At 61.2% G+C, this 21,870-nt stretch carries 18 protein-coding genes and 1 pseudogene; 7 read left to right on the plus strand and 12 right to left on the minus strand.

The genetic code is table 11. The annotated features are described in order from the left end of the window. Positions 1–7 precede the first annotated feature (7 nt). From uhpB to BN1129_RS11105, 7 genes and pseudogenes are all read right to left on the minus strand, one after another. Positions 8–1,528, minus strand: a complete 1,521-nt coding sequence (gene uhpB / locus BN1129_RS11075; RefSeq protein WP_042036504.1) for a signal transduction histidine-protein kinase/phosphatase UhpB — start codon at positions 1,526–1,528, stop codon at positions 8–10. Then, positions 1,525–2,115: a response regulator transcription factor UhpA gene (gene uhpA / locus BN1129_RS11080; RefSeq protein WP_042036506.1), complete on the minus strand. Its 591-nt coding sequence runs from the start codon at positions 2,113–2,115 to the stop codon at positions 1,525–1,527. The genes uhpB and uhpA overlap by 4 nt, the downstream gene beginning before the upstream one ends. 227 nt (positions 2,116–2,342) lie before the next feature. Beyond that, positions 2,343–2,738 carry a nucleoside diphosphate kinase regulator gene (gene rnk, locus BN1129_RS11085; protein WP_042036507.1) on the minus strand — a complete coding sequence of 132 codons (396 nt, stop codon included), beginning with the start codon at positions 2,736–2,738 and terminating at the stop codon, positions 2,343–2,345. A 261-nt stretch (positions 2,739–2,999) separates the two neighbouring features. Continuing rightward, positions 3,000–3,173: pseudogene (locus tag BN1129_RS22505) on the minus strand (ABC transporter substrate-binding protein); the annotation flags it as partial. A gap of 77 nt (positions 3,174–3,250) precedes the next feature. Next, positions 3,251–3,934: a hypothetical protein gene (locus tag BN1129_RS11095; protein WP_042036631.1), complete on the minus strand. Its 684-nt coding sequence runs from the start codon at positions 3,932–3,934 to the stop codon at positions 3,251–3,253. 58 nt (positions 3,935–3,992) lie between these two features. Then, positions 3,993–5,378: an alkaline phosphatase gene (locus BN1129_RS11100; protein ID WP_042036510.1), complete on the minus strand. Its 1,386-nt coding sequence runs from the start codon at positions 5,376–5,378 to the stop codon at positions 3,993–3,995. Positions 5,379–5,389: 11 nt separating this feature from the next. Continuing rightward, entirely contained in the window at positions 5,390–6,781 is a 1,392-nt protein-coding gene (locus BN1129_RS11105; RefSeq protein WP_042036511.1) for an alkaline phosphatase, read from the minus strand. 332 nt (positions 6,782–7,113) lie between these two features. Here BN1129_RS11105 and ylqF point away from each other — a divergent pair, with 332 nt between their 5' ends. After that, a complete protein-coding gene (gene ylqF, locus BN1129_RS11110) occupies positions 7,114–8,064 on the plus strand; it encodes a ribosome biogenesis GTPase YlqF (RefSeq protein WP_042036513.1) in 951 nt (316 codons plus the stop codon). 255 nt (positions 8,065–8,319) lie between these two features. On the opposite strand, the gene BN1129_RS11115 is transcribed toward ylqF, so the two are convergent. Together BN1129_RS11115 and dinG are read right to left on the minus strand one after the other, a co-directional pair. After that, positions 8,320–8,979: a YccT family protein gene (locus BN1129_RS11115; protein ID WP_042036514.1), complete on the minus strand. Its 660-nt coding sequence runs from the start codon at positions 8,977–8,979 to the stop codon at positions 8,320–8,322. 179 nt (positions 8,980–9,158) lie between these two features. Continuing rightward, positions 9,159–11,231 carry an ATP-dependent DNA helicase DinG gene (gene dinG, locus BN1129_RS11120; RefSeq protein ID WP_042036516.1) on the minus strand — a complete coding sequence of 691 codons (2,073 nt, stop codon included), beginning with the start codon at positions 11,229–11,231 and terminating at the stop codon, positions 9,159–9,161. A 381-nt stretch (positions 11,232–11,612) separates the two neighbouring features. Between dinG and BN1129_RS11125 the strand changes: the two genes are divergently transcribed. The 3 genes from BN1129_RS11125 to BN1129_RS11135 all read left to right on the plus strand — a co-directional run bounded on the left by BN1129_RS11125 (position 11,613) and on the right by BN1129_RS11135 (position 15,179). Continuing rightward, positions 11,613–12,680, plus strand: coding sequence for a porin (locus tag BN1129_RS11125; RefSeq protein WP_042036518.1), 1,068 nt, complete (start codon positions 11,613–11,615; stop codon positions 12,678–12,680). 221 nt (positions 12,681–12,901) lie between these two features. Then, a complete protein-coding gene (locus BN1129_RS11130; RefSeq protein WP_042036520.1) occupies positions 12,902–13,843 on the plus strand; it encodes a hypothetical protein in 942 nt (313 codons plus the stop codon). Between the two features lie 145 nt (positions 13,844–13,988). Continuing rightward, the gene (locus BN1129_RS11135) at positions 13,989–15,179 is read left to right on the plus strand and encodes an amino acid aminotransferase (protein WP_042036522.1); all 1,191 of its coding nucleotides are present in this window, start codon (positions 13,989–13,991) and stop codon (positions 15,177–15,179) included. Positions 15,180–15,210: 31 nt separating this feature from the next. Here the strand turns inward: BN1129_RS11135 and BN1129_RS11140 are convergent, their stop codons facing one another. From BN1129_RS11140 to BN1129_RS11150, 3 genes are read right to left on the minus strand one after another with little or no spacing between them, the layout of a single operon-like run. Beyond that, a complete protein-coding gene (locus BN1129_RS11140) occupies positions 15,211–15,405 on the minus strand; it encodes a hypothetical protein (RefSeq protein WP_042036523.1) in 195 nt (64 codons plus the stop codon). A gap of 49 nt (positions 15,406–15,454) precedes the next feature. After that, positions 15,455–15,949: a DUF2062 domain-containing protein gene (locus BN1129_RS11145; protein WP_042036526.1), complete on the minus strand. Its 495-nt coding sequence runs from the start codon at positions 15,947–15,949 to the stop codon at positions 15,455–15,457. Beyond that, complete coding sequence (locus BN1129_RS11150) at positions 15,943–16,461, minus strand: DUF2062 domain-containing protein (RefSeq protein ID WP_042036528.1); 519 nt, start codon at positions 16,459–16,461, stop codon at positions 15,943–15,945. Before BN1129_RS11150 ends, BN1129_RS11145 begins: the two co-directional genes overlap by 7 nt. Positions 16,462–16,488: 27 nt before the next feature. Between BN1129_RS11150 and BN1129_RS11155 the strand changes: the two genes are divergently transcribed. From BN1129_RS11155 to lpxK, 3 genes are all read left to right on the plus strand, one after another. Then, a complete protein-coding gene (locus BN1129_RS11155) occupies positions 16,489–18,756 on the plus strand; it encodes a DNA internalization-related competence protein ComEC/Rec2 (RefSeq protein WP_084204633.1) in 2,268 nt (755 codons plus the stop codon). A gap of 191 nt (positions 18,757–18,947) precedes the next feature. Beyond that, the gene (gene msbA, locus BN1129_RS11160; RefSeq protein ID WP_042036529.1) at positions 18,948–20,717 is read left to right on the plus strand and encodes a lipid A ABC transporter ATP-binding protein/permease MsbA; all 1,770 of its coding nucleotides are present in this window, start codon (positions 18,948–18,950) and stop codon (positions 20,715–20,717) included. Next, the gene (gene lpxK, locus BN1129_RS11165) at positions 20,717–21,712 is read left to right on the plus strand and encodes a tetraacyldisaccharide 4'-kinase (RefSeq protein WP_042036531.1); all 996 of its coding nucleotides are present in this window, start codon (positions 20,717–20,719) and stop codon (positions 21,710–21,712) included. Before msbA ends, lpxK begins: the two co-directional genes overlap by 1 nt. Positions 21,713–21,870 lie beyond the last annotated feature (158 nt).

The raw sequence follows: 21,870 nt of genomic DNA on the forward strand, positions 1-21,870 counted from the left end.
TGGCGCGTCAGTCATGGGGATCTTCCCGTTTGCGATTGGGCAGGTGTACGGTCAGCTGGGTGCCGTGGAGGCAGGAGAGTTGCAGGCCGCCGCCGAGCGCCTGTACCCGTTCGCGAATACCGAGCAGGCCATAGCCCTGCTGCGAGCGATTTTCCGGCAGACCGCGCCCGTCGTCTTCCAGCACCAGTTGCAGCAGCTCGCCGCTGGTACGGGCACGAATGGTGACCAAGCTGGCATTGGCATGCTTTACCACGTTGTTGAGCCCCTCCTGACAGACCCGAAACAGGGTGACCCGCTGGGCATCGGAGAGATCCCCATCCGCCAGCTGCCACTCGAGCCGGGTGACGATACCGCGGCGCTCCAGCTCCAGCTCCCGCAGCAGGCCGCGCACTGCCTGCTCCAGACTCATGTCATCGAGCTGGCGGGGACGCAGGCGACCGAGCAGACCGCGCACCGCATCGTAGATGCCGAGCGACAGGGTCTCGATGAGAGCGCTGCTCTGACCCACCCCGGCGTTGTCCGGCGCGAGGCGGCGCACTATACCGGCCTGGGTGCGGATGGCGGTGATGGTCTGGCCTATGTCGTCGTGCAGCTCGCGAGCCACCTCCTTGCGGATGCTCTCCTCTGTTTCCAGCAGCCGCTCGGTGAGCTGACGGTTGTGGGCGAGCTGGCGGGTCAGCGCCTGATTCAGTTCGCGCTGGCGCTGGATCCCGGCACCCAGCAGCAGGCCGGTCAGGCTCTGGGCCAGCAGGGAGAGCAGCAGATCCAGCGGGTGTTCGTGCCAGGCCTGCCCCGCCATCAGGGCGACCGTGTTCATCAGGGTAGCGAGCAGGGCCCCCTGCCAGCCGTAGCGCCAGGCCATGGCCATGATGGGAATGGCGAGGCAAAACGGGGTGAAGCGCACCAGCGAGTCCGGCAGGCCGAGCTGCAGCCAGAGGCTCAACACGAACAGCAGCAGATACCAGACCAGATGGCGAAAGCGCCAGTCCACCGGTTGATCCACCAGCGCTGGCCCGAGCGGTACCCAGGTAGCACGGGTCAGATAGTGCCAGATCAACATGCAGGTGGAGGTGAGGGTCAGGCCGCCGGTCAGGGTGAGTAGCAAGGCGGTGAGGCCATCTTCCCCGGCCAGATGCCAGAGCAGGGATTGCAGCAGCGCAGCCACTGTGACGGTGGCCAGCAGTACCAGCAGCTGTTGCCAGTCGTTGCGCACCTGTTGGCGGCGGGCGATGAGCAACGGCAGTAAGGTGAGCAGGCTGCCCGCCTGGATCAGTGGCCACAGCGGCAGCCCCACCTCCTGATTGAGCCAGTAGAGCAGCAGGGATTCACACAGCAGCAGCGGCGGCCAGTAGGCGATCGGGCTTTGCAGCAGGAGGCCGAGGCGCAGGCCGAACGGAAACAGCAGCACCGCCAGTATGGGGGATCCCGCCAGATGCAGGCTGATGCTCCACAGGCAAAACCAGCCGGCGGCAAAAATGAAGCCGGCCGCCAGCGAGATGGCGACATAGCTGGCAAGGCGGGGGATCACCAGCTGTCCAGCATGCGGTGGGCCAGCTCCACGTTGTTGCTGACCTTCAGTTTGTCCATCAGGTTGGCGCGGTGGACGTGCACCGTCTTGGGGGAGAGGCCGAGCTGTTCGGCGATGGCTTTGACTTCCAGCCCCCGTGCCAGCAGCTGCGCCACTTCCCGCTCCCGGTTGGTGAGGGGATCCTGGCTGTTGCAGGCGAGCTTGTGGGCGATGTCCGGGGTCAGATAACAACCACCGTGGGCGGCGGTGCGCACCGCGGCGATCAGCTCATCCGGGCTGCAGCGCTTGGAGAGAAACCCCTTGGCACCGGCCTGCAATGCCTGCTCGATCAGCGCCGGACTGTCGTGGACCGACAGCATCACCACGGCGAGGCCGGAGGGGAGGCGCTTGAGCAGGTCCAGCCCGGATTGATCCGGCATTGAGATGTCGCATACGCACAACTGCACGCCACTGCCCGGCAACCCGGCGAGGGCGTCGGCGGCCGAGCCGAATTCGGCCACGACCTTGAGGTCTGGCTCGAGATTGAGCAACTGGGCAAAACCGGAACGGACGATCTGGTGATCGTCGATGAGGGCAATCTTTATCATGATGTCAGCCTGAAATCTGCGGCCAGGGTGCTGGCGCGGCCAACAAGATACCTGCCGCTTCGCTCGGGCTCAAGAGGAAGGGCGCATTGTGGTCAGTATGGTGGGCGCTTCTGCCCCAAAACTTGATCGGGATCAGAGTGGGGGCGGCGTTGCGTCCAGCACGGGTCAGGGTAGGAAGAGCACGCGCCGTCTCCCGTGATGGTCGGGTCGACGCGTGCCCGTGGCGGCTAGCGGTGCAGCTCGCCAGCCCGTTCCGGCTGATAGACCACTTCCAGGATCTCGACCTGGATAGTGCGACCGGCGGGGCCGGGCCAGGCGATGCTGTCGCCCACCTTCAGTCCCAGCAGGGCACTGCCGACCGGTGCCAGCACGGAGATTTTGGACTCATCCCCCTGTACATCTTTCGGATAGACCAGAGTCAGGCAGAAGTCGTTGCCGCTGCTCTGCATCTTGAAGCGTACTGTGCTGTTCATGGTCACCACGTCCGGCGGCATGTCGGCCGGTTCACGCATCTCGGCGCGGTCCAGCTCCTCTTGCAATGCCAGGTGCTGCGGGTGGTTGCCGAGCAGCTGTTCGATGCGATCGAGATCCAGGCTGGAAATCACGAGATTAGGTCTTTGCATAAGATATTCCTTATCAATGGGTCATATGACCAGGATGGCAGACAAGCTGGTCGCAAAAGGGGTCGATACGAAAAAACAGATCGGGAACGCATGCCCCCGAACGACTCGCTGTCAGGGGCGAGGGCGGGGGCTCAACGGGGTGTGAGCTGGCTTGGAAAAATCATGAACGCTTTCATGGGGATACCATAACCATTCTGGACTGCTTTGGCAATTATCCTGATAGGGTTGTCAGGGGGCCTGATAATCGTCCTGAATGCGGTTGCGGGCCAGCGGCATTCGCTCGATTGTCAGCGGCTCCTTGAGGCAGCGGGTGGCGTCCTCCTGCACCTATACAGCCATGCCGCTCGGGGCACCCTGATAGGTGCGGATGACATAAGGAGGGATGACCACAACGGCATGGGCCTGAATGGCCGGAAAGAGCAGGCAGCAGCACAGGAGGCCGGATCAGGAAATGAGTGCACAGTGTAACATCCCGTCACTGCCAGTCTGCTCACTCCATTCAGGGTGGCGCGTCAATCGAAGAAATCCCTCAGATCCAGGGTCTGGTAGCCCTCCAGCTGCTGCCAGGGCAGCTGTTTTGGCAAGGTCTTGAGGGTCACCGTCATCCGGTAGCTGCGATAGCCGTCAAGGCTTGCCGACTCCACCACCAGCGGCAACTGCCAACGGCTCGACCAGAGGATACGGGTGCGCTGCTTGCCCTCGCGCCCTTCATACCAGCGCGCCTGTTCGGGGGCAGCCTCATCAAGGGGCGTCATCCCTTGCAGCAGGGCCGGGTTGATGAGGTAGCGGATCCGCTCCCAATCGGGTTTGAATGCCACCTGGCCATACTCTTCCACCGGCACCTCCACCAGCTGATTGTGCCAGCTGTCGGCGTAGCGCAGTTGCAGCTCACCCTCCTCACTGCGGCTGACCCAGCGCGCGGCCATCTGATGGGTGAAGTGTTTGTGGCCCGGGGTGGCATCGTGGGTGGCGTGATAGGCGCGTGCCAAGGGCAACGGGATGAGCCGCTGGCTCCACACCTGGTTGCCGACCCGCATCCACTTCTCTTGCCAGCTGTTTTCCCTGGCAATGCCATCGCTGCTGGTGACCCTGTCGTGATAGCTGATCCGGGCGGCCAGATCGGGGGCCTCCCCGGCCTGAGCCTGAAAGGAGAGGGCGCTGCCAAGCAGCCATAACGGAAGTAACAATCGCATCATCATGCTTGATCGCTCGAAAGAGCAGGGGCCCGGGTTCAGACATCCGGGCCCCTGCAGCTTACAGGCCGAGCGCCTCCCGCAGTTTGCCGAACACGCGGGTATTGTCGAGCGTGCCCTTGAAACGGCTGCTGCCGGCGCCGTCTGCGAACAGCATCACATCGCCGCCGCCGTGGGTCTCGGAGCCCAGCTTGACGCCGGTCTCCTGCAGGTAGTCGTCGCTCATCACCTCATCGCTGGTGAGGGTAGGACGCACCGCCGGGCGGTTGGGACCGTTACCGAACACCAGGGTGGTGAAGGGTTTGCCATCCACGTCGTTCTGGGTCGAGCCGTCGGCGTTCTTGACCAGATCCAGCACCTTGTTGCCCTTGGCGGAGTAGCCGTTGATGGTCATGGTGTGGTCGTGGTCGGCGGTGACCACGATCAGGGTATCGCTCAAGTCCACCTTGCCCAGCGCCGTTTTGACCGCGTCATCCAGCGCTACCGCATCCGTGAGGGAACGCTTGGCATTGGTGCCGTGCAGGGCGTGGTCTATGCGCCCCCCTTCCACCATCAAGAAGTAGCCCTGGCTGTTCTGGCTCAAGAGATCGATCGCCTTGGCGGTCATCTCGGAGAGGGATGGCTGGGTATTGGCCGCCCCCTTGGCGACGCGGTCCAGCTCGTAGTCGAGGTGGGACTTAGGACTGAACAGGCCGAGCAGCTTGCCACTGCTGATCTTGGCCAGATCGCTCTGGGTGGTGACATAGCTGTACCCCTGTGCGGTCAGCTCGGCGGTGAGATCCCGGCCATCGGCACGGCCGCCCTTGTTGCTGGCGCTGTAGGGGGTCCAGTGATTGGCACCGCCCCCCATCAGCACGTCCACCCCGTCCCCGAGCGCGGCGTTGAAGCCAGCCCCGCCCGGCACCGCCTGCGCAGCGATGGCATAGGCGGCATCCCGGTGGCAGATATGGGCGTAAGTCGCAGCCGGGGTGGCGTGGGTCAGCTCCGTGGTGGTGACGGCGCCGACCGACTTGCCCGCCGCTTTGGCCAGCTCCAGTATGCTGGGCACAGGCGAGCCGTTGTCGCTGGTGCAGTTGTTGATGCCCTTGTTGCCGTTGGCATCCTTGCCCGGAGCGACGGCCTTGGTGTCGCTGCTCATGGCGATCACCTCGTTGTTCATTTTGACGCCCGTGGTGTAGGCCGCCATGGAGGGGGCCGAATCCGTGGTCTGGGCATCGTTGGAGAAGGTCTTGATGCGGGCGCTGCGTGGCAGCTTCATCATCTCCAGGTTGCCCTCTTCGCCCACCTTGAACAGACGAGTGGCGGTGAGCACAGTGGGGCCCATGCCATCACCGATAAACAGGATGACGTTTTTGGCATCGCTGGCCTGGGCCTGGGCAAAGGAGCCGAGGGCGGTGAGCAGGGCGGTGCAGACGAGGGTTTTGTGGTATGGGGTGGTGCTTTTCATGGTAATGCTCCTTACAGCCCGGCTGCAGCCTTGACCTTGCCAAAGACGGCGGTGTTATCGAGTGAGCCGTGGAAGCTGTCCGCTCCCTGGCCGATGGCGCCGAGGAAGACGTCGGTGCCGCCATGGGTCTCGTTGCCTAGCTCGCCCACCTTGACCACCACCTCCTGGTGATAGTCGTTGGCGGAGACAGTGGCGTCATCCAGCGCGGCGACGTTGCTGCGCGGGCCATCCACCCGGTTGTAGCCGTTGCCAAAGCCGATGATGGTGTAGGGCATGCCATCGCTATCCTTGCTCGGTTCGCCGGTCTCGTAGTTCCTCACCAGCCCGAGCACGCCCGGATTGTCAGCCGTGGTCTTGCCGGTGCGTTTGGCATAGCCGTTGAGCACCAGGGTATGGTCATGGTCGGCGGTGACCACTATCAGGGTGTTTTTCAGCTCGGGATCGCTCTTTTTTACCTCGTCGATGGCGGCCTTGATGGCGTTGTCGAAGGCGAGGGTATCTTGCAGGGCGCGTTTGGCGTTGGTGTCGTGCAGGGCGTGATCGATACGTCCCCCTTCCACCATCAGGAAGTAGCCCTTCTCTTTATCCTTGAGCTGCTTGATGGCAGCCAGGGTCATCTGGGCTAGCGACGGCTCGCTGGCGGGGCGGTCCAGGTCATATTTCATATGGCTTGCACCAAACAGCCCCAGCAGCGGTTTGCCCGCCTCGGCCTTGTTCAGCTCGTCCAGATTGCTGGCGAACTGGTAGCCCTTGGCCTGCATCTCGCTGATAAGGTTGCGGCCATCCTCCCGCTTGCCCTTGTCGGCCAAGGGCAGGAAGAAGCTGCTGCCGCCACCGAGCACCACATCCAGCCCCTCTTTCAGGGTGCCGTTGTAACCGACGCCGCCCGGCACCAGCTGGACGGCGATGCCATTTTCCAGATCCCGGTTGCAGATGTGCGCATAGGTGGCGGCCGGGGTGGCGTGGGTGACCCGGGTGCTGGTCACCACGCCGGTACCGCGGCCATCGGCCTTGGCCAGCTCCAGCAGTGTGGTGACCGGCTTACCGGCGCTCTTGCTGCAGTCGCTCTCATAGGTGGCATCGCCATCCATGCTGATGACACCGTTGTTGCTCTTGACCCCGGTCATGTAGGCCGCCATGGAGGGGGCCGAGTCGGTGACTTGGGAGTCGTGGGAGAAGGTCTTGATGAAGGCCGTCTCCGGCAGGGTATCCATGGTAAGACTGCCCTCTTCTCCTACGCCATAGATGCGGGCCGCGGTCAGGGTGTTGAGGCCCATGCCGTCACCGAGGAAGAAGATGACGTTTTTGGCGCCGGACTCTGGGGTGTCGCTGTCGTTGTTGGAGTTGCAGCCGGCGGCCAGGGCGGCGCCGATCATCAATGCAAGTCCTGCCATTTTTCTCATTGGGGTTTGCTCCTTGTAAAACCTGAGCGAAGCCTAAAGGGATCAGATGACACTTTTAGTGGTTATCGATGACAATCCGGTGAAGACAAGGCTTGGATGTTATGTTGTATCAATCAGTTATCTGCAAAGACCAGTCGAATGAAACGCGGGCTTGTGCTGGTGGCAAGGGGCGCTCGCGCGTTGGGGGTTTACGTTCATGGGGCTAGAATGACCTGTCAAATCCGGGCATCAGCAGGTAAAATACGCCCCCTTGCGACGCCTGACGTCCGCCATTGCCCGCCGCTCGTTCCATAGCAAGCCAGCGCCCGCAGCCCCTACAGAGAGTAACGGATATGTCCATCAACTGGTTCCCCGGCCACATGCACAAGGCCCGCAAAGAGATTGCCGAGGTCATGCCACAGGTCGATGTCATCATAGAGATGCTCGATGCCCGCATCCCCTTCTCCAGCGAAAACCCACTGGTGCCCGAGCTGCGTGGCGATACCCCTGTTATCAAGGTGCTGAACAAGGCCGATCTCGCCGACCCCGAGATCACGGCGCTGTGGGTGGCCCACATGGAAAAAGAGAAGGGGATCAAGGCCCTGCCGCTGACCCAGCAGGAGCCGGAAAAGATCAAGCAGCTGCTGACCCTGTGCCACGAGATGCTGCCGGAGCGCAATCTGGAGCTGCGCGGCGTGCGGGCCATGATCATGGGCATTCCCAACGTGGGCAAATCCACCCTGATCAATACCCTGGCGGGGCGCATCATAGCCCGGACAGGCAACGAGGCGGGGGTGACCAAGTCCCAGCAGCGGATCAAGCTCGATAACAACGTCGTCCTGACCGATACCCCTGGCTTTTTGTGGCCCAAGCTCAACCCGCCCTCCTGTGGTTATCGGCTGGCGATCACCGCAGCCATCAAGGACACGGTATTTGACTATGCCGACATCGCCATGTTTGCCGCCGATTACTTCATCAAGGCCTATCCGGAGCGCGTCAAGGCCCGCTACCAGATAGCCGAGCTGCCGGAAACCGAGATCGAGCTGCTGGAGTTGATCGCCCGCCAGCGCGCCTTCATGCGCAAAGGGGGCCTGGCCGACCTGCACAAGGCGTCCGAGATCCTGGTGAACGAGTTCCGCTCCGGCATGCTGGGGCGCATCTCACTGGAAACCCCGGAGATGGTGAGCGCCGAGATAGTGGCGGCCGAAGAGGATGCGGCGCAGAAGGCCAAGGAGAAGGCCGAACGTGAAGATGAGCGTCAGGCTCGTGCCCGCCGCAAGTACGCCCGAAAGCGTCAAAAGTAGATATCAAGCCGTTACTCCGGTGTCGACTGGCGCAGCGTTACCGGGTGGTGTCGAGCCATCCGGACGAGGCAAGCCAAGTCGAACCAAGAGAAGAGTAAGGCCCCATAAAGCAAGAGGCGACCCCGGGGTTGCCTCTTGCTTGATGGGGCCAGGACAATGGCTTCAGCCAAGGCGCGTGCGCGCCGCCTCACTCGGCGGATATGAAGAAGGGGAGCCAGGCTCCCCTTCTTGCACACGATGGCATTCACTGCGCCTTTACTGCTGCTGGATGACCCAGATCTGGAACGCTTTGCGGGTTTCTGTATCGGCTTTGTTGTACCAGCTCTGCAGCTGGGTCAGGGCTTCCGGGTTGCTCTGAGCCTTGTTCGGGGCAACCTGAACCGGCGCGCTGGCGGCGGCCATGACGGCGGCGCTGGAGACGGCGACCGTGGTCGGCTGGTTGAAGGCCTTGCCCATACCCAGCAGCTCTTGCTGGTAGTCACGGGTCAGTTGGAAGCCTTCGACTTTCGGCAGCACGAACTGCTCGCTGGCCACGATTTGGCCGCTGCTCTTGTCTTTCAGGACCACTTTTTGATCCTTGACGAACTGTATTGCTTCGGTTTCGTTGCGTGGCTTCTTGTAATCCAGCACCAGTTTCTGATTGTCGGCGGCGGTGAAGTTGATCACCAGCGGCTCGGCGGTCACCAGCTTGATGTCGCTGCGGCTGGAGTAATTGCCTTCGAAGGCGACGACCAGCTGATGATCACCCGCCTTGATGGGGTAGGTGCTGGACTTGTCGAGCAGCTTGGGATTGATGGGCTGACCATCGATCAGCTGGACGACATAGGGGTTGGTGACTTCCAATTGGGCATCGGCCAGGGCGCTACCTGCCCACAACAGACCAGCCAGAGCCGGCACCAGAACAGTCAGTTTCATTTCATCTCCTTGAACAGTCAGGCGAGTGCCCACTGAAAAACAGGGGCTCATTTTTACAGGTTTGCCCAAGGGCAGCAATAGGCGTTTATGACGCCAGGTATTGGCCCGACAACCCACCGTTTTCTGGGTATCAAAAGGGGTGTGGGCCAGCCGGATCTTCTCCCGCAGGGGGCAAGACCTTATTCAATCCGGCGGCTGAATGGCGGCAGCGCATCGAGCAGCCCCTTGCCGTAGCGTTTGGTCAGCAGACGCCGGTCGAGTATGGTGACCCGGCCCCTGTCCGCCTCCTTGCGAATGAGACGGCCGCAGGCCTGAATGAGCTTGCGGGAAGCCTCCGGCACCGTCAGCTGCAGGAAGGGATTGCCGCCCCGTTTTTCGACCCACTCGGCGGTGGCCTCTTCCACCGGCGAGTTGGGCACCGCAAAAGGCAGCTTGGTGATCACCAGGTTGGTGAGGTAGTGGCCAGGCAAGTCCAGCCCCTCCGAGAAGCTGCCGGTGCCGAACAGAATGCTGGCCTGGCCGCCGTCGCACTTTTGCTTGTGCAGGGTGAGCAGGGCATTGCGGGAGGCCTCTCCCTGCACCAGCAAGGAGAGCCCCTTGGCTCGCAGTCCCACCGCTACCTCGTTCATCTGCCGGTAGGAGGAGAAGAGCACCAGGCTCGCCTCCTTGCCTGCCAGCAGGCGGGGCAGGGCACTGATGAGCTCCTGGGTGAAGGCGGGGGAGCTGGGCTCATGCTCCATTCTGGGCAGATAGAGTTCGGCTTTCTGGTAGTCAAACGGGGAGCGCAAACGCAGATAGCGGGTGCCGTCGTGCTCTTTCAGCCCGACTTGGTGGCGAAAATAGCTGAACGAAGAGAGGGCTGTGAGGGTGGCCGACACCAGCACGGCGCCCAGACACCTGGACCAGAGCCACTCCTCCAGCAGATACCCGACTTCGATGGGGGAGGCGTGCAACCAGATGTCGCCATCGTCGCTTTTGGCCATCCAGCGGGCGAGCGGGGTCTTGCCCTCGGGTACATGGCGTCCCAGCATCTCCCACAGGGCACAGAAACTCTCCAGCCGCTGCAGGTGAAAACCGCTTTCCGCTAGCAGGGGCTCGGCCTCCTTGCGCCGGATCTCGCCATCCTTCAACGCCTCGCCGATGGCGCCCTGCATCCTGTCCAGTGCCCGCAGCGCCTTCTTGCTCGCCTCTTTCAGGTTTTCCGCCAGCATGGGCAGGGGGTCTGGCAGCACCCCTTCGGCGAATCGATAGTGTGCCTCACCATTGAACAGCCGGTCGTTGGCGCCGAGCCACTGCTCAAGCGCTTTCAGATCCGGTTGCAGGGAAGCCAGCGCATCCTGCAGCTTCAATTGCGGATCAAGCAGGCTGTCCTTGTTTAGCGTCCTGGCCAGCTTGCCGGCACTCTGTACCAGCTTCTCCAACCAGCGACGGGAGCCTTTGACGCTGGCCGAGGCGGCGCCGTGATCCCGGGCTATGGTGGGCAGGTGATGAGCCTCGTCCAGCACATAGAGACACTCATCGGGGGGCGGTAATATGATGCCTCCGCCCATGGTGAGATCGGAGAGCAACAGGGCATGGTTCACCACCAGCACATCGGCTGCATCCATGTCGTTGCGGGCGCGGTGGAAGGGGCAGTGCTGATGATGGCTCAGCGCCTTGTTGCAGGTGTGGCGGTCGGCAGCGATGCGATCCCAGCACAGATCCGGGATGGGCTTGGGCCAGTTGTCCCGGTCGCCATCCCATTTCCCGTCCGTATAGGCTTGCCACAGCGCTTGATAACGCTCCTTGTCAGAATCTGACGGCTTGTGCTTGCTCAGCGCCTCGAAGTTGAACTCGAAGTTAGCCATCTCGGCGCCATTGGCGGCCTGCTCCAGCAGATGTTCGCAGCAGTAGCGCTGACGCCCCTTGACCAGCATGAAACGAAACGGCAGCTCGCTGTGGCGGTGATAAAAGGGCAGGTCCTTGTGGATCAGCTGTTCTTGCAAGGCGACGGTAGCGGTGGAGATCACCAGCTTCTTCTGGGTCAGGCGCGCCACCGGGATGGCGCCTTGGGCATAGGAGAGGGATTTGCCGATGCCTGTGCCTGCCTCCGCCACCAGGATGCGACGCTGCTTGTCATATTCCCCTGTCAGGGTCTTGGCGATCTCCGCCACCAGAAAATTCTGCTCTTTGCGCGGCACAAAACCGGGTAACCCATCGGCGATTTGACGATAGGTATTGCGAATGGCGGCTTTGAGGCGGGTAGACAGCATGAAAGAAAAGACCGTTGCGGGGGGTGAAGAAGGACAGGATACCCGTAACTGCCAACCCGGGTCGAGGCATGGTGCAACGCACAGATCAGACATCTTCTTCTATCTATAAGGCGAGTCCTCGTTACTGAGCGATAATTCACCAGAATGGGCCACTAAAGCCAGCCATTATCGCTGTAAACGTTTTCCCAAAAGGTGCAAACAATGTGCGATTCAGGTCACAAATTTTCCGCTATGACCATGCTTTTCGTAAAAAGTTCCAAGTTTTTTCATTGCGGATTGGAAAACCCGGTGCTAGTCTCGATCGCATAGTGATGCAAAGAACATCGCTAACACAGGGAATAACAACAACTTAGTGTTTAATTACAGTAGGCATTGGAAACTATGAAAAAGACAATTCTGGCTATTGCTATCCCGGCTCTGTTTGCATCTGCCGCTAACGCTGCAGTGATCTATGACAAAGACGGTACCACTTTTGACATATACGGCCGTGTTCAGGCTAACTACTACGGTGAGCACAACAAAGCTGATGCTGATGACGCTTCTGGCTACAAAAACGTTGATGGTGAGCTGATTGGTTCCTCCCGTCTGGGCTGGTCCGGTAAAGTTGCTCTGAACAACACCTGGTCCGGTATCGCCAAGACCGAGTGGCAAGTTTCTGCTGAAAACTCCGACAACAAGTTTGACTCCCGTCATATCTATGTTGGCTTCGACGGTACCCAGTACGGCAAGATCATCTTCGGTCAGACTGATACCGCGTTCTACGACGTGCTGGAAGCGACCGATATCTTCAATGAATGGGGTAGCGTAGGTAACTTCTACGACGGTCGTCAAGAAGGCCAGATCATCTACTCCAACGCCATTGGTGGTTTCAAGGGCAAGCTCTCCTATCAGACCAATGATGACAAAGCCGTCAAAGTGACTGACATGGGTCAGGGCATCAAAGAAGTTGCCATTTATGGTCCGGATGTTAAGCGTAACTACGGTTATGCCGCTGCTGCTGGCTATGACTTCGACTTCGGTCTGGGTCTGAACGCTGGTTATTCCTATTCCGACCTGGAAAGCACCTCAAACAACCATACCGGTGACAAGGAAGAGTGGGCACTGGGCGCACACTACGCCATCAACGGTTTCTACTTCGCCGGTGCTTTCACCCGCGGCGACCTGAGCTATGACAGCTCCACTGGTGGTGACAAAGACAAGGGCCGTGGTTACGAGCTGGCCGCTTCTTACAACGTTGATGCCTGGACCCTGCTGGCTGGCTACAACTTCAAAGAAGTCAAGGTTAACTCCAGCGCTGCTGGCGCAGAGTACCAAGACCAGGTTGATGAATTCCTGCTGGGTGTTCAGTACAACTTCACTTCCAAGCTGAAGGCGTACACCGAGTACAAAATCCAGGGTATCGACAATCTGGACGACGAGTGGACTGTTGCCCTGCAATACAACTTCTAATCTAGCCCTAGTGCTGATTTAGTTGATAAACGGCCAAGCTTGCTTGGCCGTTTTGTTTTATCTATCCCCGCCTCTTTTCTCTTCTATTGCTCTGTATTTTTTCCTCGCGTTGATGCTGCGCCAGCTCACGTTGTCTCTTTTTTGTCCTTGGCTCTTTGCCAGTGAATCGCTAGATTATTCAACTCGTTGAAGGACGTTCGACAAACAGGGGAGGATGACGCTTGATTGACTTCAGTCACCCGCATTGGCGGGAACTGGCCCGCCAGCTACTGGATCACTCCCCCCTGGTGATCCGGGCTCGCCAGTATCTGCCGCTGGTGGGCCTGCTCAAGGACAACCAGTTGCTGCTCGCCCTTGGCAATCACAGCTATGAGCTGACCCCTGCCGGTCGGCGCTATCTGACCCGCGAGCTGATGCTGGCCGAGATCGCCACCGCTCCCCCCGAGCCCGAGGAGTGGTTGCACGCTCAGGGCTGGCAGTTGGGCGAGCAGGTCAACGAACGGGTGCTGGCGGCGCTCTATCGCAAATCAGGGGCAACGTTCAGCCCAAACGAGCAGATCGATTTCGAGGACAAGGGCATTGGGCTCTGCGCCGATCAGCTGTTGCGCTTGCGTGCGCCGCAGCCCTTCAGCCTGTTCTTCTGCGGTGGTACCCTGATCGATGCGGCGCCCTGGCTGCAGGCACTCGGCGAGGTGGCCCTGCCTGAGCGAACCCTGGCGGGTCTTGGCAAGATCCTCTGGGGAGAGGGAAACATCGAGCGGGTGATCACCACCGACAGCGTCGGCGCCTTTGCCGAGCTGCCCCTTGATCCCGGCACTTTGCTGGTATGGGCGCCCATGGCGGCGCAAGTTGCTTTGCAACAGGTAGTGGCCGCCCTGCCGCCGAATGTGCAGTGGAGCCACCTTACCTCCTTCGATCCTGCCGGGGTGGATCGGACACTGACGCTGGCCCAGCGGTTGGGCCGTCCGGCCAGCTGGTGGTTGCCAACTGCTTTTTCCCCCATAGTGTCGGCCTATGCCCAGCCGTTGGGTGATGGTCGCCCCTGGGAACCGAGCCGGATCCCCAAGCCTTTGTTAGCAGCTTGTAGCGGCTTGGTTGAGTCCAATGGTGGTTTGTCCGCCGAGGTGTGCGCACTGGCGTCAGAGTGGCATGCGGTCGGTTGATATTGCCGCAGATGTTGGTGAGAAAGCGGTTTTCCCCCATGAAGCACGATGATATAAAGAGTTGACGAAGCGCTCGCCAGATGAGCGCTTTTGTTTAACAAGCCGCTTTGCCACCCAACGAACTCAACGGAATACAGGGAATACCATGTTTGAAAAGGTTGTTGCCGCCCCAGCGGATCCGATCCTGGGCCTGACCGAAGCCTTCCGCGCTGACTCTCGCAGCCACAAGATCAATCTGGGGGTCGGGATCTACAAGGATGAGACCGGTGCCACCCCTATCCTTCACTGCGTCAAGCAAGCCGAGCAGCAGCTGCTCACCGACGAGAAGACCAAGAACTACCTCGGTATTGAAGGCAATATCGAATACGGCCGCATCGTGCAGCAACTGCTGTTCGGGCAGGACTCCGCCTTGATCGCCAGCGGTCGTGCCAAGACGGCCCAGGCGCCGGGTGGTACCGGTGCCCTGCGCATTGCCGCTGAGTTCGTGGTGCGCAACGGTCTGGCCAAGACCATCTGGATCTCCGATCCCACCTGGGCCAACCACGTGAGCGTGTTCCAGGCCGCCGGTTTGACCGTGAAGTGGTACAAGTACTACGACGCCGCGACCAAGGGGCTCGATTTTGCCGCCATGCAGGCCTCGCTTTCCGAAGTGCAGCCAGGTGAGCTGGTGCTGCTGCACGGCTGCTGCCACAACCCGACCGGTATCGACCCCACTGCCGAGCAGTGGCGCGCCCTGGCCAAGCAGAGTGCTGCTGCTGGCTGGCTGCCGTTGTTTGACTTTGCCTATCAGGGCTTTGCCCGAGGTATTGAAGAGGATGCCGAGGGTCTGCGCATCTTCGCCGAGTGCCACAACGAGCTGCTGGTGGCGAGCTCTTTTTCCAAGAACTTCGGCCTTTACAACGAGCGGGTCGGCGCCTTTACCCTGGTCAGTGCGACCAAGGCAATTGCCGACGTGGCCTTCACCCAGGTCAAGACTGTCATCCGTGCCAACTACTCCAACCCGCCGTCACACGGCGCTGCCGTAGTGACCACCATCGTCAGTGACCCGGCCCTTTATGCCGAGTGGGTGGAAGAGGTGGCGGCCATGCGGGTGCGTATTCGCGAGATGCGCGAGCTGCTGGTAGAGAAGCTGGCTGCCCTCGGCGTGAGCCAGGATTTCAGCTTTATCCGCGAGCAGAACGGTATGTTCTCCTTCTCCGGTCTCTCCAAAGATCAGGTTGAGCGCCTCAAGAGCGAGTTTGCTATCTACATCGTGGGCTCCGGCCGGATCAGCGTGGCCGGTATTACCCGCGCCAACATCGATCCTCTGTGCGAGGCCATCGTCAAGGTGCTGTAAGCGAGCCGTCATTACTCGGAGATGGATGCACTCAGAGTAAAAGCCCGTCAGGATCCCTGGCGGGTTTTTTCGTTCCTGCTGTGCGCACCTCATCGGTATCGTTGAACAGCAGGTCAGCCTCATTGAACAAGAACACCAGTACCTGCAGGGTGACGGTTTTGCCCGGGCCGGTCGCCCGGTGATGAGGGTGTGGCGATTGGCCATGACGGGCAAGGGAGAGGGACATGAGGAGACCCCTTGTCAGGACAAGAGGGGTCCTCCTGACCTGGGGTCGGTCAGCGTGCGCGCGCCAGCTTGGCCAGTTGCATCAGCAGCAGGGTGAGGGCGGCGCCGCTGGCGGCGGTCAGCACCGCCAGCAAGAGGCTGCCGAGCAGGAAGGGAGGAACCAGGGTCATGGCCTCGTGTTCCAGCCAGTGCAGGGACCAGGTGAGATGAAACGGCTCCGGCGTCTTGTGCAGCACCAGGCAGCCGGTGCGGTAGGCATAGAAATACATGAAAGGGAGCGTCACCGGATTGTTGAACCAGACTGCCAGCAGGGCTAGCGGCAGGTTGAAGCTGAAGGCCAACGCCAGAGCAACGGCGATCAGCGAATGCATGGGGACCGGGATCCAGCAGGCAAAGAGGCCAGCTGCCACGGCACCACTCAGGGCCCGTGTTCCCCCCTGCCAGAGTGCGGGTGCCAGCAGGCGGTCACCAAACAGGGCGAACCACTTCTGTTGGCGTAACGTGTCCGGATCTATCTTGAAACGGGCAAACCACGGGCTCAGCATGTCCGCGCTTCCTTGCGCTTTTGCCATTGGCGTACCGTGCTGATGCGCCAGAAGGTGCGGATCAGGGCATAGCCTATCAGCGAACTCAGCAAGGCGAGCACCAGTGAACCCAGCAGCAAGGGCGGGGCCAGGGTCTCGAATACCGACACCAACCAGGCCAGGGTGAACTCGATATTGATGTGCTGGGAAGGCTGGCCCAGCAACTGACAACCAGTCAGGTAGGCGCAGTAAAACAGGGGCGGCATGGTAATGGGGTTGGAGAGCCAGACCAGGGCGACGGAGAGGGGCAGATTGACCCGACAGACGATGGCACCACCGGCCGCCAGCAACATCTGGCAGGGGAGGGGGATCCAGGCCATGAAGAGGCCGACCGCGAACGCGCCAGCGGCGGATCGCCGGTTGAGATGCCACAGGTTGGCATCGAGCAGCAACTTGCCGAACAGCCGTAAGTGCTTGTGTTCCTTGAGTCTCTCTTGATCAGGCATCCAGCGTTTTATGAGTCGTTTGGGCATATTGAAACCTTGCTAAATACTTGCACCATGGATCTGCGCTTGTTGTCGTTTGCCCTGGGGGCAAGCTCCTCGTTACTCTGGCCATGGTTACCTTCATGGGAATGGGGGGGGCTGATGCTGCTGATCGCGCTCCCCCTCGCCTGTTATCGTTGCTGGCGTCTGCTGTTTCTGCTGCTCGGCATCCTCTGGATGCAGGTCAGTTTGCAGTACCGGCTCGCCTGGCTGGATCAGCTGGAGGCGCAGGTGAGCCATATCATAACCGCACGCTTGCAAAGTGCAGAGCCCGAGGGCGATAAATTTGTCCGGCTGCTGCTGCGGGTGGCATCCCTTGATGGCCAGGCGCTGACCCCTGAGCCGCTGGTCAGGATCAACGCCTACCAGGCCCTGCCCGCGCTGCCGGCGGGCAGCCGGATGACGCTGGTGGTCTCTCTTAAACCGGCCCATGGGCTGGCCAACGAGGCGGGAATGGATGGACGGCGTCTGTTGCTGGGCAAGGGGATCACCGCCACCGGTAACCTGCGCCGCATCATCGAGACGCAAGCCGCCGCGCCGGGCTTGCGAGAGCGCTGGCTGGCTGAGGCCGCCGCCAGTTGGCAGGGGCTTACCCATGCTCCCCTGTTGTCGGCACTCACCTTTGGCGAGCAGAGCGGTATCACGGATGAGCAGTGGACGCTGTTTCGCGGCAGCGGACTGACCCATATTATCGCCATCTCGGGCCAGCACATCGCGCTGGTGGCTGTGCTGGGCTGGTGGTTGGGGCGGCTGTTCGGGTTACGCGGGGCCATACTGGTCGCCCTGTTGTTTGCCGCTGTCTACAGCTGGTTGGCGGGATTTGCGGTGGCCACGGAGCGGGCCCTCATCATGGTGCTGGTGTGGAGCCTGCTGCGCTGGCGCCGGCGAGAGTGGCCCGCTTATCGCATCTGGTTGTGGGCCTTTGTGGTGCTGGTGTTGTGGGATCCCTTTGCCCTCTACTCGGCCGGCTTCTGGCTCTCGTTTATGGCGGTAGCCCTGCTACTGGCGGCGGGTTATATGGAGGCCAAACCTGGTCTGGTGCGGCTGCAAGGCTTGCTGCTGATCGGCTTGCTGCCGCTGCAACTGGCGTTGTTCGAGGGGATAGCGCCGCTGGCGCTCCTGCTCAACCTGCTGGCGTTGCCGCTGTTTTGCATCGGGATCATTCCGCTGGCGCTGATCGGCGTCCTGCTGGCGCCACTCTGGGGCTGGCTGGCCCACGGCTTGTTCTGGCTGGCGGATCTGGGGTTGCAGTGGGTGTTGTGGGTGCTCACGCAACTGGCCAGTCAGTGGCAGCTCTGGTGGCCGGTGCCGGGCTGGGTGATGCCGGTGAGCGCCCTGCTGACCCTGCTCTGGGGCGCCTGGCATGTGCCGGGGGCTCGCCCGCTACTTATTCCTGTGGTCGCGGCCCTTTTGCTCGCTGCCTGGCCCACGCCAGTGCGCTGGCAAATGCGGGTGCTGGATGTGGGGCAGGGCTTGTCTGTGCTGATCACCCGAGGGGAGCGCGGTATCCTCTACGATACCGGGGATCGTTATCCCGGTGGCTACAACATGGCGGATGCCGCTATCCTGCCGGTGCTCAACCGGCTCGATGTGCAGGTGCTGGATTATCTCATCATCAGCCACAAGGACAGGGATCATGCCGGCAACCGCCGGGCGATATTGCGGGCGCTACCGGTGCGTCATGAGCTCTCCTCGTTCGAGTTTGGCAAGATCACCACCTTGTGCCGTCGTGGCCAGCGGTGGCGCTGGCAGGGGCTCGATTTTGTCGTGCTCTGGCCCGAGCAGCCGGGGCGTGGCCACAACAACGATGGCTGCGTGTTGCAGATAAGCGACGGCAACCGGCGCATCCTGCTCAGCGCGGACATAGAGCAGGAGGCTGAACGCCGTCTGCTGGCACTGGATCGGGGCGAGCTGGCCAGTACTCTGCTGGTGAGCCCTCATCATGGCAGCCGGACCTCGTCCACCCCGGCTTTCGTCACGGCGGTGAATGCCCGCTATGTGGTGCATAGCGCAGGATTTATTAATCAGTGGGGCTTTCCCCGTCCCGAGGTGGTGGCCCGGTATCGGCAGGCCAGTCAGTGGGTCACAGGGCTGGATGGCGCCATCCTGGTTGAACCTCTGGCTGACGGACTTGGCATTCGCGCCGAGCGCGACCATGGTCCCTGGTATCGCCGGGGCGGCGCCTGGTGGCGTCCCGTGGGCTGGCCCACGTCACCCTCTGCCATGTCCCGCCCGGACCCGCAGCAGCGAGGGGCCGCTGACCCGAAGCCGGTCAGGAAATAATCCATCATCTCCCTCTGTATGGAACCGGGTGTTGGCTGTCAAGATGGCGATGCTGGGTGGATGCGCAAGTGTTGGCGAGGGCATTAATCCGTCATTTCCCGTTATGACTCTGGCTCTCGAGATGGCGGTGCTTGGTGGATGCCCAAGCTTTGGCTAGAATACCCCGTCATTTCCCTTATTAACGGCTATTCATGCAACAAGAAACCTCACAAGACAGCTGGCCCATTTTCAAGCGTCTGCTCGGTTATGTCCGGGATCGCAAGCTGGGTCTGGTCGGCGGCATCATAGGGATGCTGGGCTATGCCGCTGTGGATACCACCTTCGTCTACTCCATCAAGCCACTGATCGATCAGGGCCTCAATGGCAATGATAGTAACGTATTGAAATGGATGCCTTTCTTCGTGCTCGGCATCGTTGCCCTGCGTGGCTGCGCTACCTTCCTATCCAACTATTGCATGGCCTGGGTCGGCAACCATGTTGTGATGCGACTGCAACAGCAGGTGTTCCGCCACCTGATGGCCATGCCCATGAGCTTCTTCGACCGCCAGAACACCGGCAACCTGCTGGCCAAGGTGACCTATGACGCCAGCCAGGTCTCCTCTGCCGCCAGTTCAACGCTGGTCTCGCTGGTGCGGGAAGGGGCAACCGTGGTCGGTCTGCTCGGTCTTATGTTCTGGCACTCCTGGCAGTTGTCGGTGATCTTCCTGGTGGTGGGCCCTTTGGTGGGCATTCTGATTGGCCTCATCAGCCGTCGTTTTCGCAAGATAAGCCGCCACATCCAGCAGGCGGTGGGTGACATCACCACCTCGACCGAGCAGATGCTCAAGGGTCACAAAGAGGTGCTGATGTTCGGTGGCCAGCAGGTCGAAGAGAAACGCTTCTTCTGCGTCAGCAACCGCATGCGCCAGCAGACCATGAAGATGGTCGCCGCCGATGCCATCGGCAGCCCCATCGTGCAGATGGTGGCCTCCATTGCCCTGGCCGTGTTCCTCTACGTGGCCACCATAGATTCGGTCAAGGCGACCCTGACTGCGGGTACCTTCACCGTCATGGTCACCTCCATGATGATGCTGCTCAAGCCACTCAAAAGTCTGACCGACGTGAACAACCAGTTCCAGCGCGGTATCACTGCCTGTCAGAGCCTGTTCGGTCTGCTCGACACCTCCCCGGAAGAGGATACCGGTACCCGTACCCTGGATCGCGCCCGTGGCGAGATCGAGTTTCGCAACGTCACCTTTACCTACCCGACCAAGGACATGCCAGCGCTGAACAACGTCAGCTTCAAGGTGGAAGCGGGTAAGTCCGTGGCCCTGGTGGGGCGCTCCGGCTCTGGCAAGAGCACCATCGCCAGCCTGTTGACCCGTTTCTACGACGTAGAGCAGGGCGAGATCCTGCTGGATGGTGTCAATATTCGCGAGTACCGCCTGAGCGAGCTGCGCAAACAGTACGCTCTGGTCTCCCAGCACGTGCACCTGTTCAACGACACGGTCGCCAGCAACATCGCCTATGCGGCGGAAGAGCGTTACAGCCTGGAAGAGATCCAGCAGGCGGCCCGTATTGCCCATGCCGACGAGTTCGTCAGCAAGATGACGCTGGGTTACGAGACCGTGGTCGGTGAGAACGGAGCGTCACTGTCCGGTGGTCAGCGTCAGCGTATTGCCATTGCCCGTGCCCTGCTGCGCGATGCCCCCGTGTTGCTGCTGGATGAGGCGACCTCGGCGCTCGATACCGAGTCCGAGCGTCACATCCAGGCTGCCATCGACGAGCTGTGCAAGGCGCGCACCTCGCTGGTGATCGCTCACCGCCTCTCCACCATAGAGAAGGCGGACGAGATCCTGGTGATCGACGAGGGTCATATTGTCGAACGTGGCAACCATGCAGTCCTGATGGCCAACCAGGGCACTTATGCCCAGCTGCGCGCCATCCAGTTTGGTAACGTTGCTGCGGGTAACAAGGGCTAATGCTGCAGCAACTCTGGTATGGCCAGAGCCGCTGGCGCTGGTTGCTGGCCCCTGTTGCCCTGCTGTTTGCCATTATCAGCGGTGCCCGTCGCGTCGCCTATCGGCGTGGCTGGTTCAAGGCCTATCGGGCCAGGCTGCCGGTGATCGTCGTGGGCAATATCTCGGTGGGCGGCAACGGCAAGACCCCGGTCGTGGTCTGGCTGGTGGAACAGCTGCAAGCCCGCGGGTTCAGGCCCGGGGTGGTGAGTCGCGGCTATGGTGGCAAGGCGCCCTATTATCCCTACCGGCTCGATGCCAACAGCAGCACGGCGCAGGCGGGTGATGAGCCCGTGCTCATCGCCCGTCGCTGTGGCTGTCCCGTGGTGGTAGCACCGAAGCGGGCCGATGCGGTGCGTCTGCTGGAACAAGGTGGCGAGGTGGACATCATCATCACAGATGACGGCCTGCAGCACTATGGACTGGCACGCGACATCGAACTGGTGGTGGTGGACGGGGTACGCCGTTTTGGTAACGCCTGCCTGCTACCCATGGGGCCGCTGCGCGAACCCGTGACCCGGCTTAAACGGGTGGATGCCATCCTCTGCAACGGCGGTACGCCAGCCAGAGGGGAGTATCCCATGCGGCTGGTGGCCGATGTGCCGCGCCGGGTGCGCGATGACGTGCCCGCCAGCGGGCCCTTGCCCCGCGTTGTGGATGCCCTGGCCGGTATAGGCCATCCCCCCCGCTTCTTCGCCACTCTGACCAGTCTTGGTTATGAGCTTCAGCAGAGCGTCGGTTATGCGGATCATCAAGCGTTTGAGCGGGATGAATTGCTCGCCCGCTTCGGCGAGCGGGCGCTGCTGATGACCGAAAAAGACGCGGTCAAGTGTCGGGGATTTGCGCTGGAAAACTGGTGGTATCTGCCGGTCAGTGCCGAGTTGCCTGCCTCTTTGCTCGACAGTCTGTTGCAGAAATTGAATCTGGCAAGGGCGCCCGCTGCCGGCTCTGAACACTGAAGGGTGGCATGACCCGGCATGCTGGCTTGTCCGACATCATGGCACGTTCGACAGAGTGGAAGGAGCCGCGAGTTGGCTCACGTTTTTAGACTATTAATGGCTCGACATCATAGCGTGCCCGGCATCCTGGCCCGCTCGAGATAGTCGCTTGCTCGACA

This window comes from Aeromonas popoffii (assembly GCF_000820025.1).
In the GTDB taxonomy this organism is placed as follows: Bacteria; Pseudomonadota; Gammaproteobacteria; order Enterobacterales; family Aeromonadaceae; genus Aeromonas; species Aeromonas popoffii.

Bases quoted from the DNA above. Each gene is read 5' to 3' on its own strand.
- BN1129_RS11145 (WP_042036526.1), bottom strand. From the start codon at position 15,949: ATGCTGAGCCCGTGGTTTGCCCGTTTCAAGATAGATCCGGACACGTTA.
- BN1129_RS11105 (WP_042036511.1), bottom strand. From the start codon at position 6,781: ATGAGAAAAATGGCAGGACTTGCATTGATGATCGGCGCCGCCCTGGCC.
- rnk (WP_042036507.1), bottom strand. From the start codon at position 2,738: ATGCAAAGACCTAATCTCGTGATTTCCAGCCTGGATCTCGATCGCATC.
- uhpA (WP_042036506.1), bottom strand. From the start codon at position 2,115: ATGATAAAGATTGCCCTCATCGACGATCACCAGATCGTCCGTTCCGGT.
- BN1129_RS11140 (WP_042036523.1), bottom strand. From the start codon at position 15,405: ATGTCCCTCTCCCTTGCCCGTCATGGCCAATCGCCACACCCTCATCAC.
- BN1129_RS11125 (WP_042036518.1), top strand. From the start codon at position 11,613: ATGAAAAAGACAATTCTGGCTATTGCTATCCCGGCTCTGTTTGCATCT.
- ylqF (WP_042036513.1), top strand. From the start codon at position 7,114: ATGTCCATCAACTGGTTCCCCGGCCACATGCACAAGGCCCGCAAAGAG.
- BN1129_RS11100 (WP_042036510.1), bottom strand. From the start codon at position 5,378: ATGAAAAGCACCACCCCATACCACAAAACCCTCGTCTGCACCGCCCTG.
- BN1129_RS11115 (WP_042036514.1), bottom strand. From the start codon at position 8,979: ATGAAACTGACTGTTCTGGTGCCGGCTCTGGCTGGTCTGTTGTGGGCA.
- dinG (WP_042036516.1), bottom strand. From the start codon at position 11,231: ATGCTGTCTACCCGCCTCAAAGCCGCCATTCGCAATACCTATCGTCAA.
- BN1129_RS11155 (WP_084204633.1), top strand. From the start codon at position 16,489: ATGGATCTGCGCTTGTTGTCGTTTGCCCTGGGGGCAAGCTCCTCGTTA.
- BN1129_RS11150 (WP_042036528.1), bottom strand. From the start codon at position 16,461: ATGCCCAAACGACTCATAAAACGCTGGATGCCTGATCAAGAGAGACTC.
- BN1129_RS11135 (WP_042036522.1), top strand. From the start codon at position 13,989: ATGTTTGAAAAGGTTGTTGCCGCCCCAGCGGATCCGATCCTGGGCCTG.
- lpxK (WP_042036531.1), top strand. From the start codon at position 20,717: ATGCTGCAGCAACTCTGGTATGGCCAGAGCCGCTGGCGCTGGTTGCTG.
- msbA (WP_042036529.1), top strand. From the start codon at position 18,948: ATGCAACAAGAAACCTCACAAGACAGCTGGCCCATTTTCAAGCGTCTG.
- BN1129_RS11095 (WP_042036631.1), bottom strand. From the start codon at position 3,934: ATGATGCGATTGTTACTTCCGTTATGGCTGCTTGGCAGCGCCCTCTCC.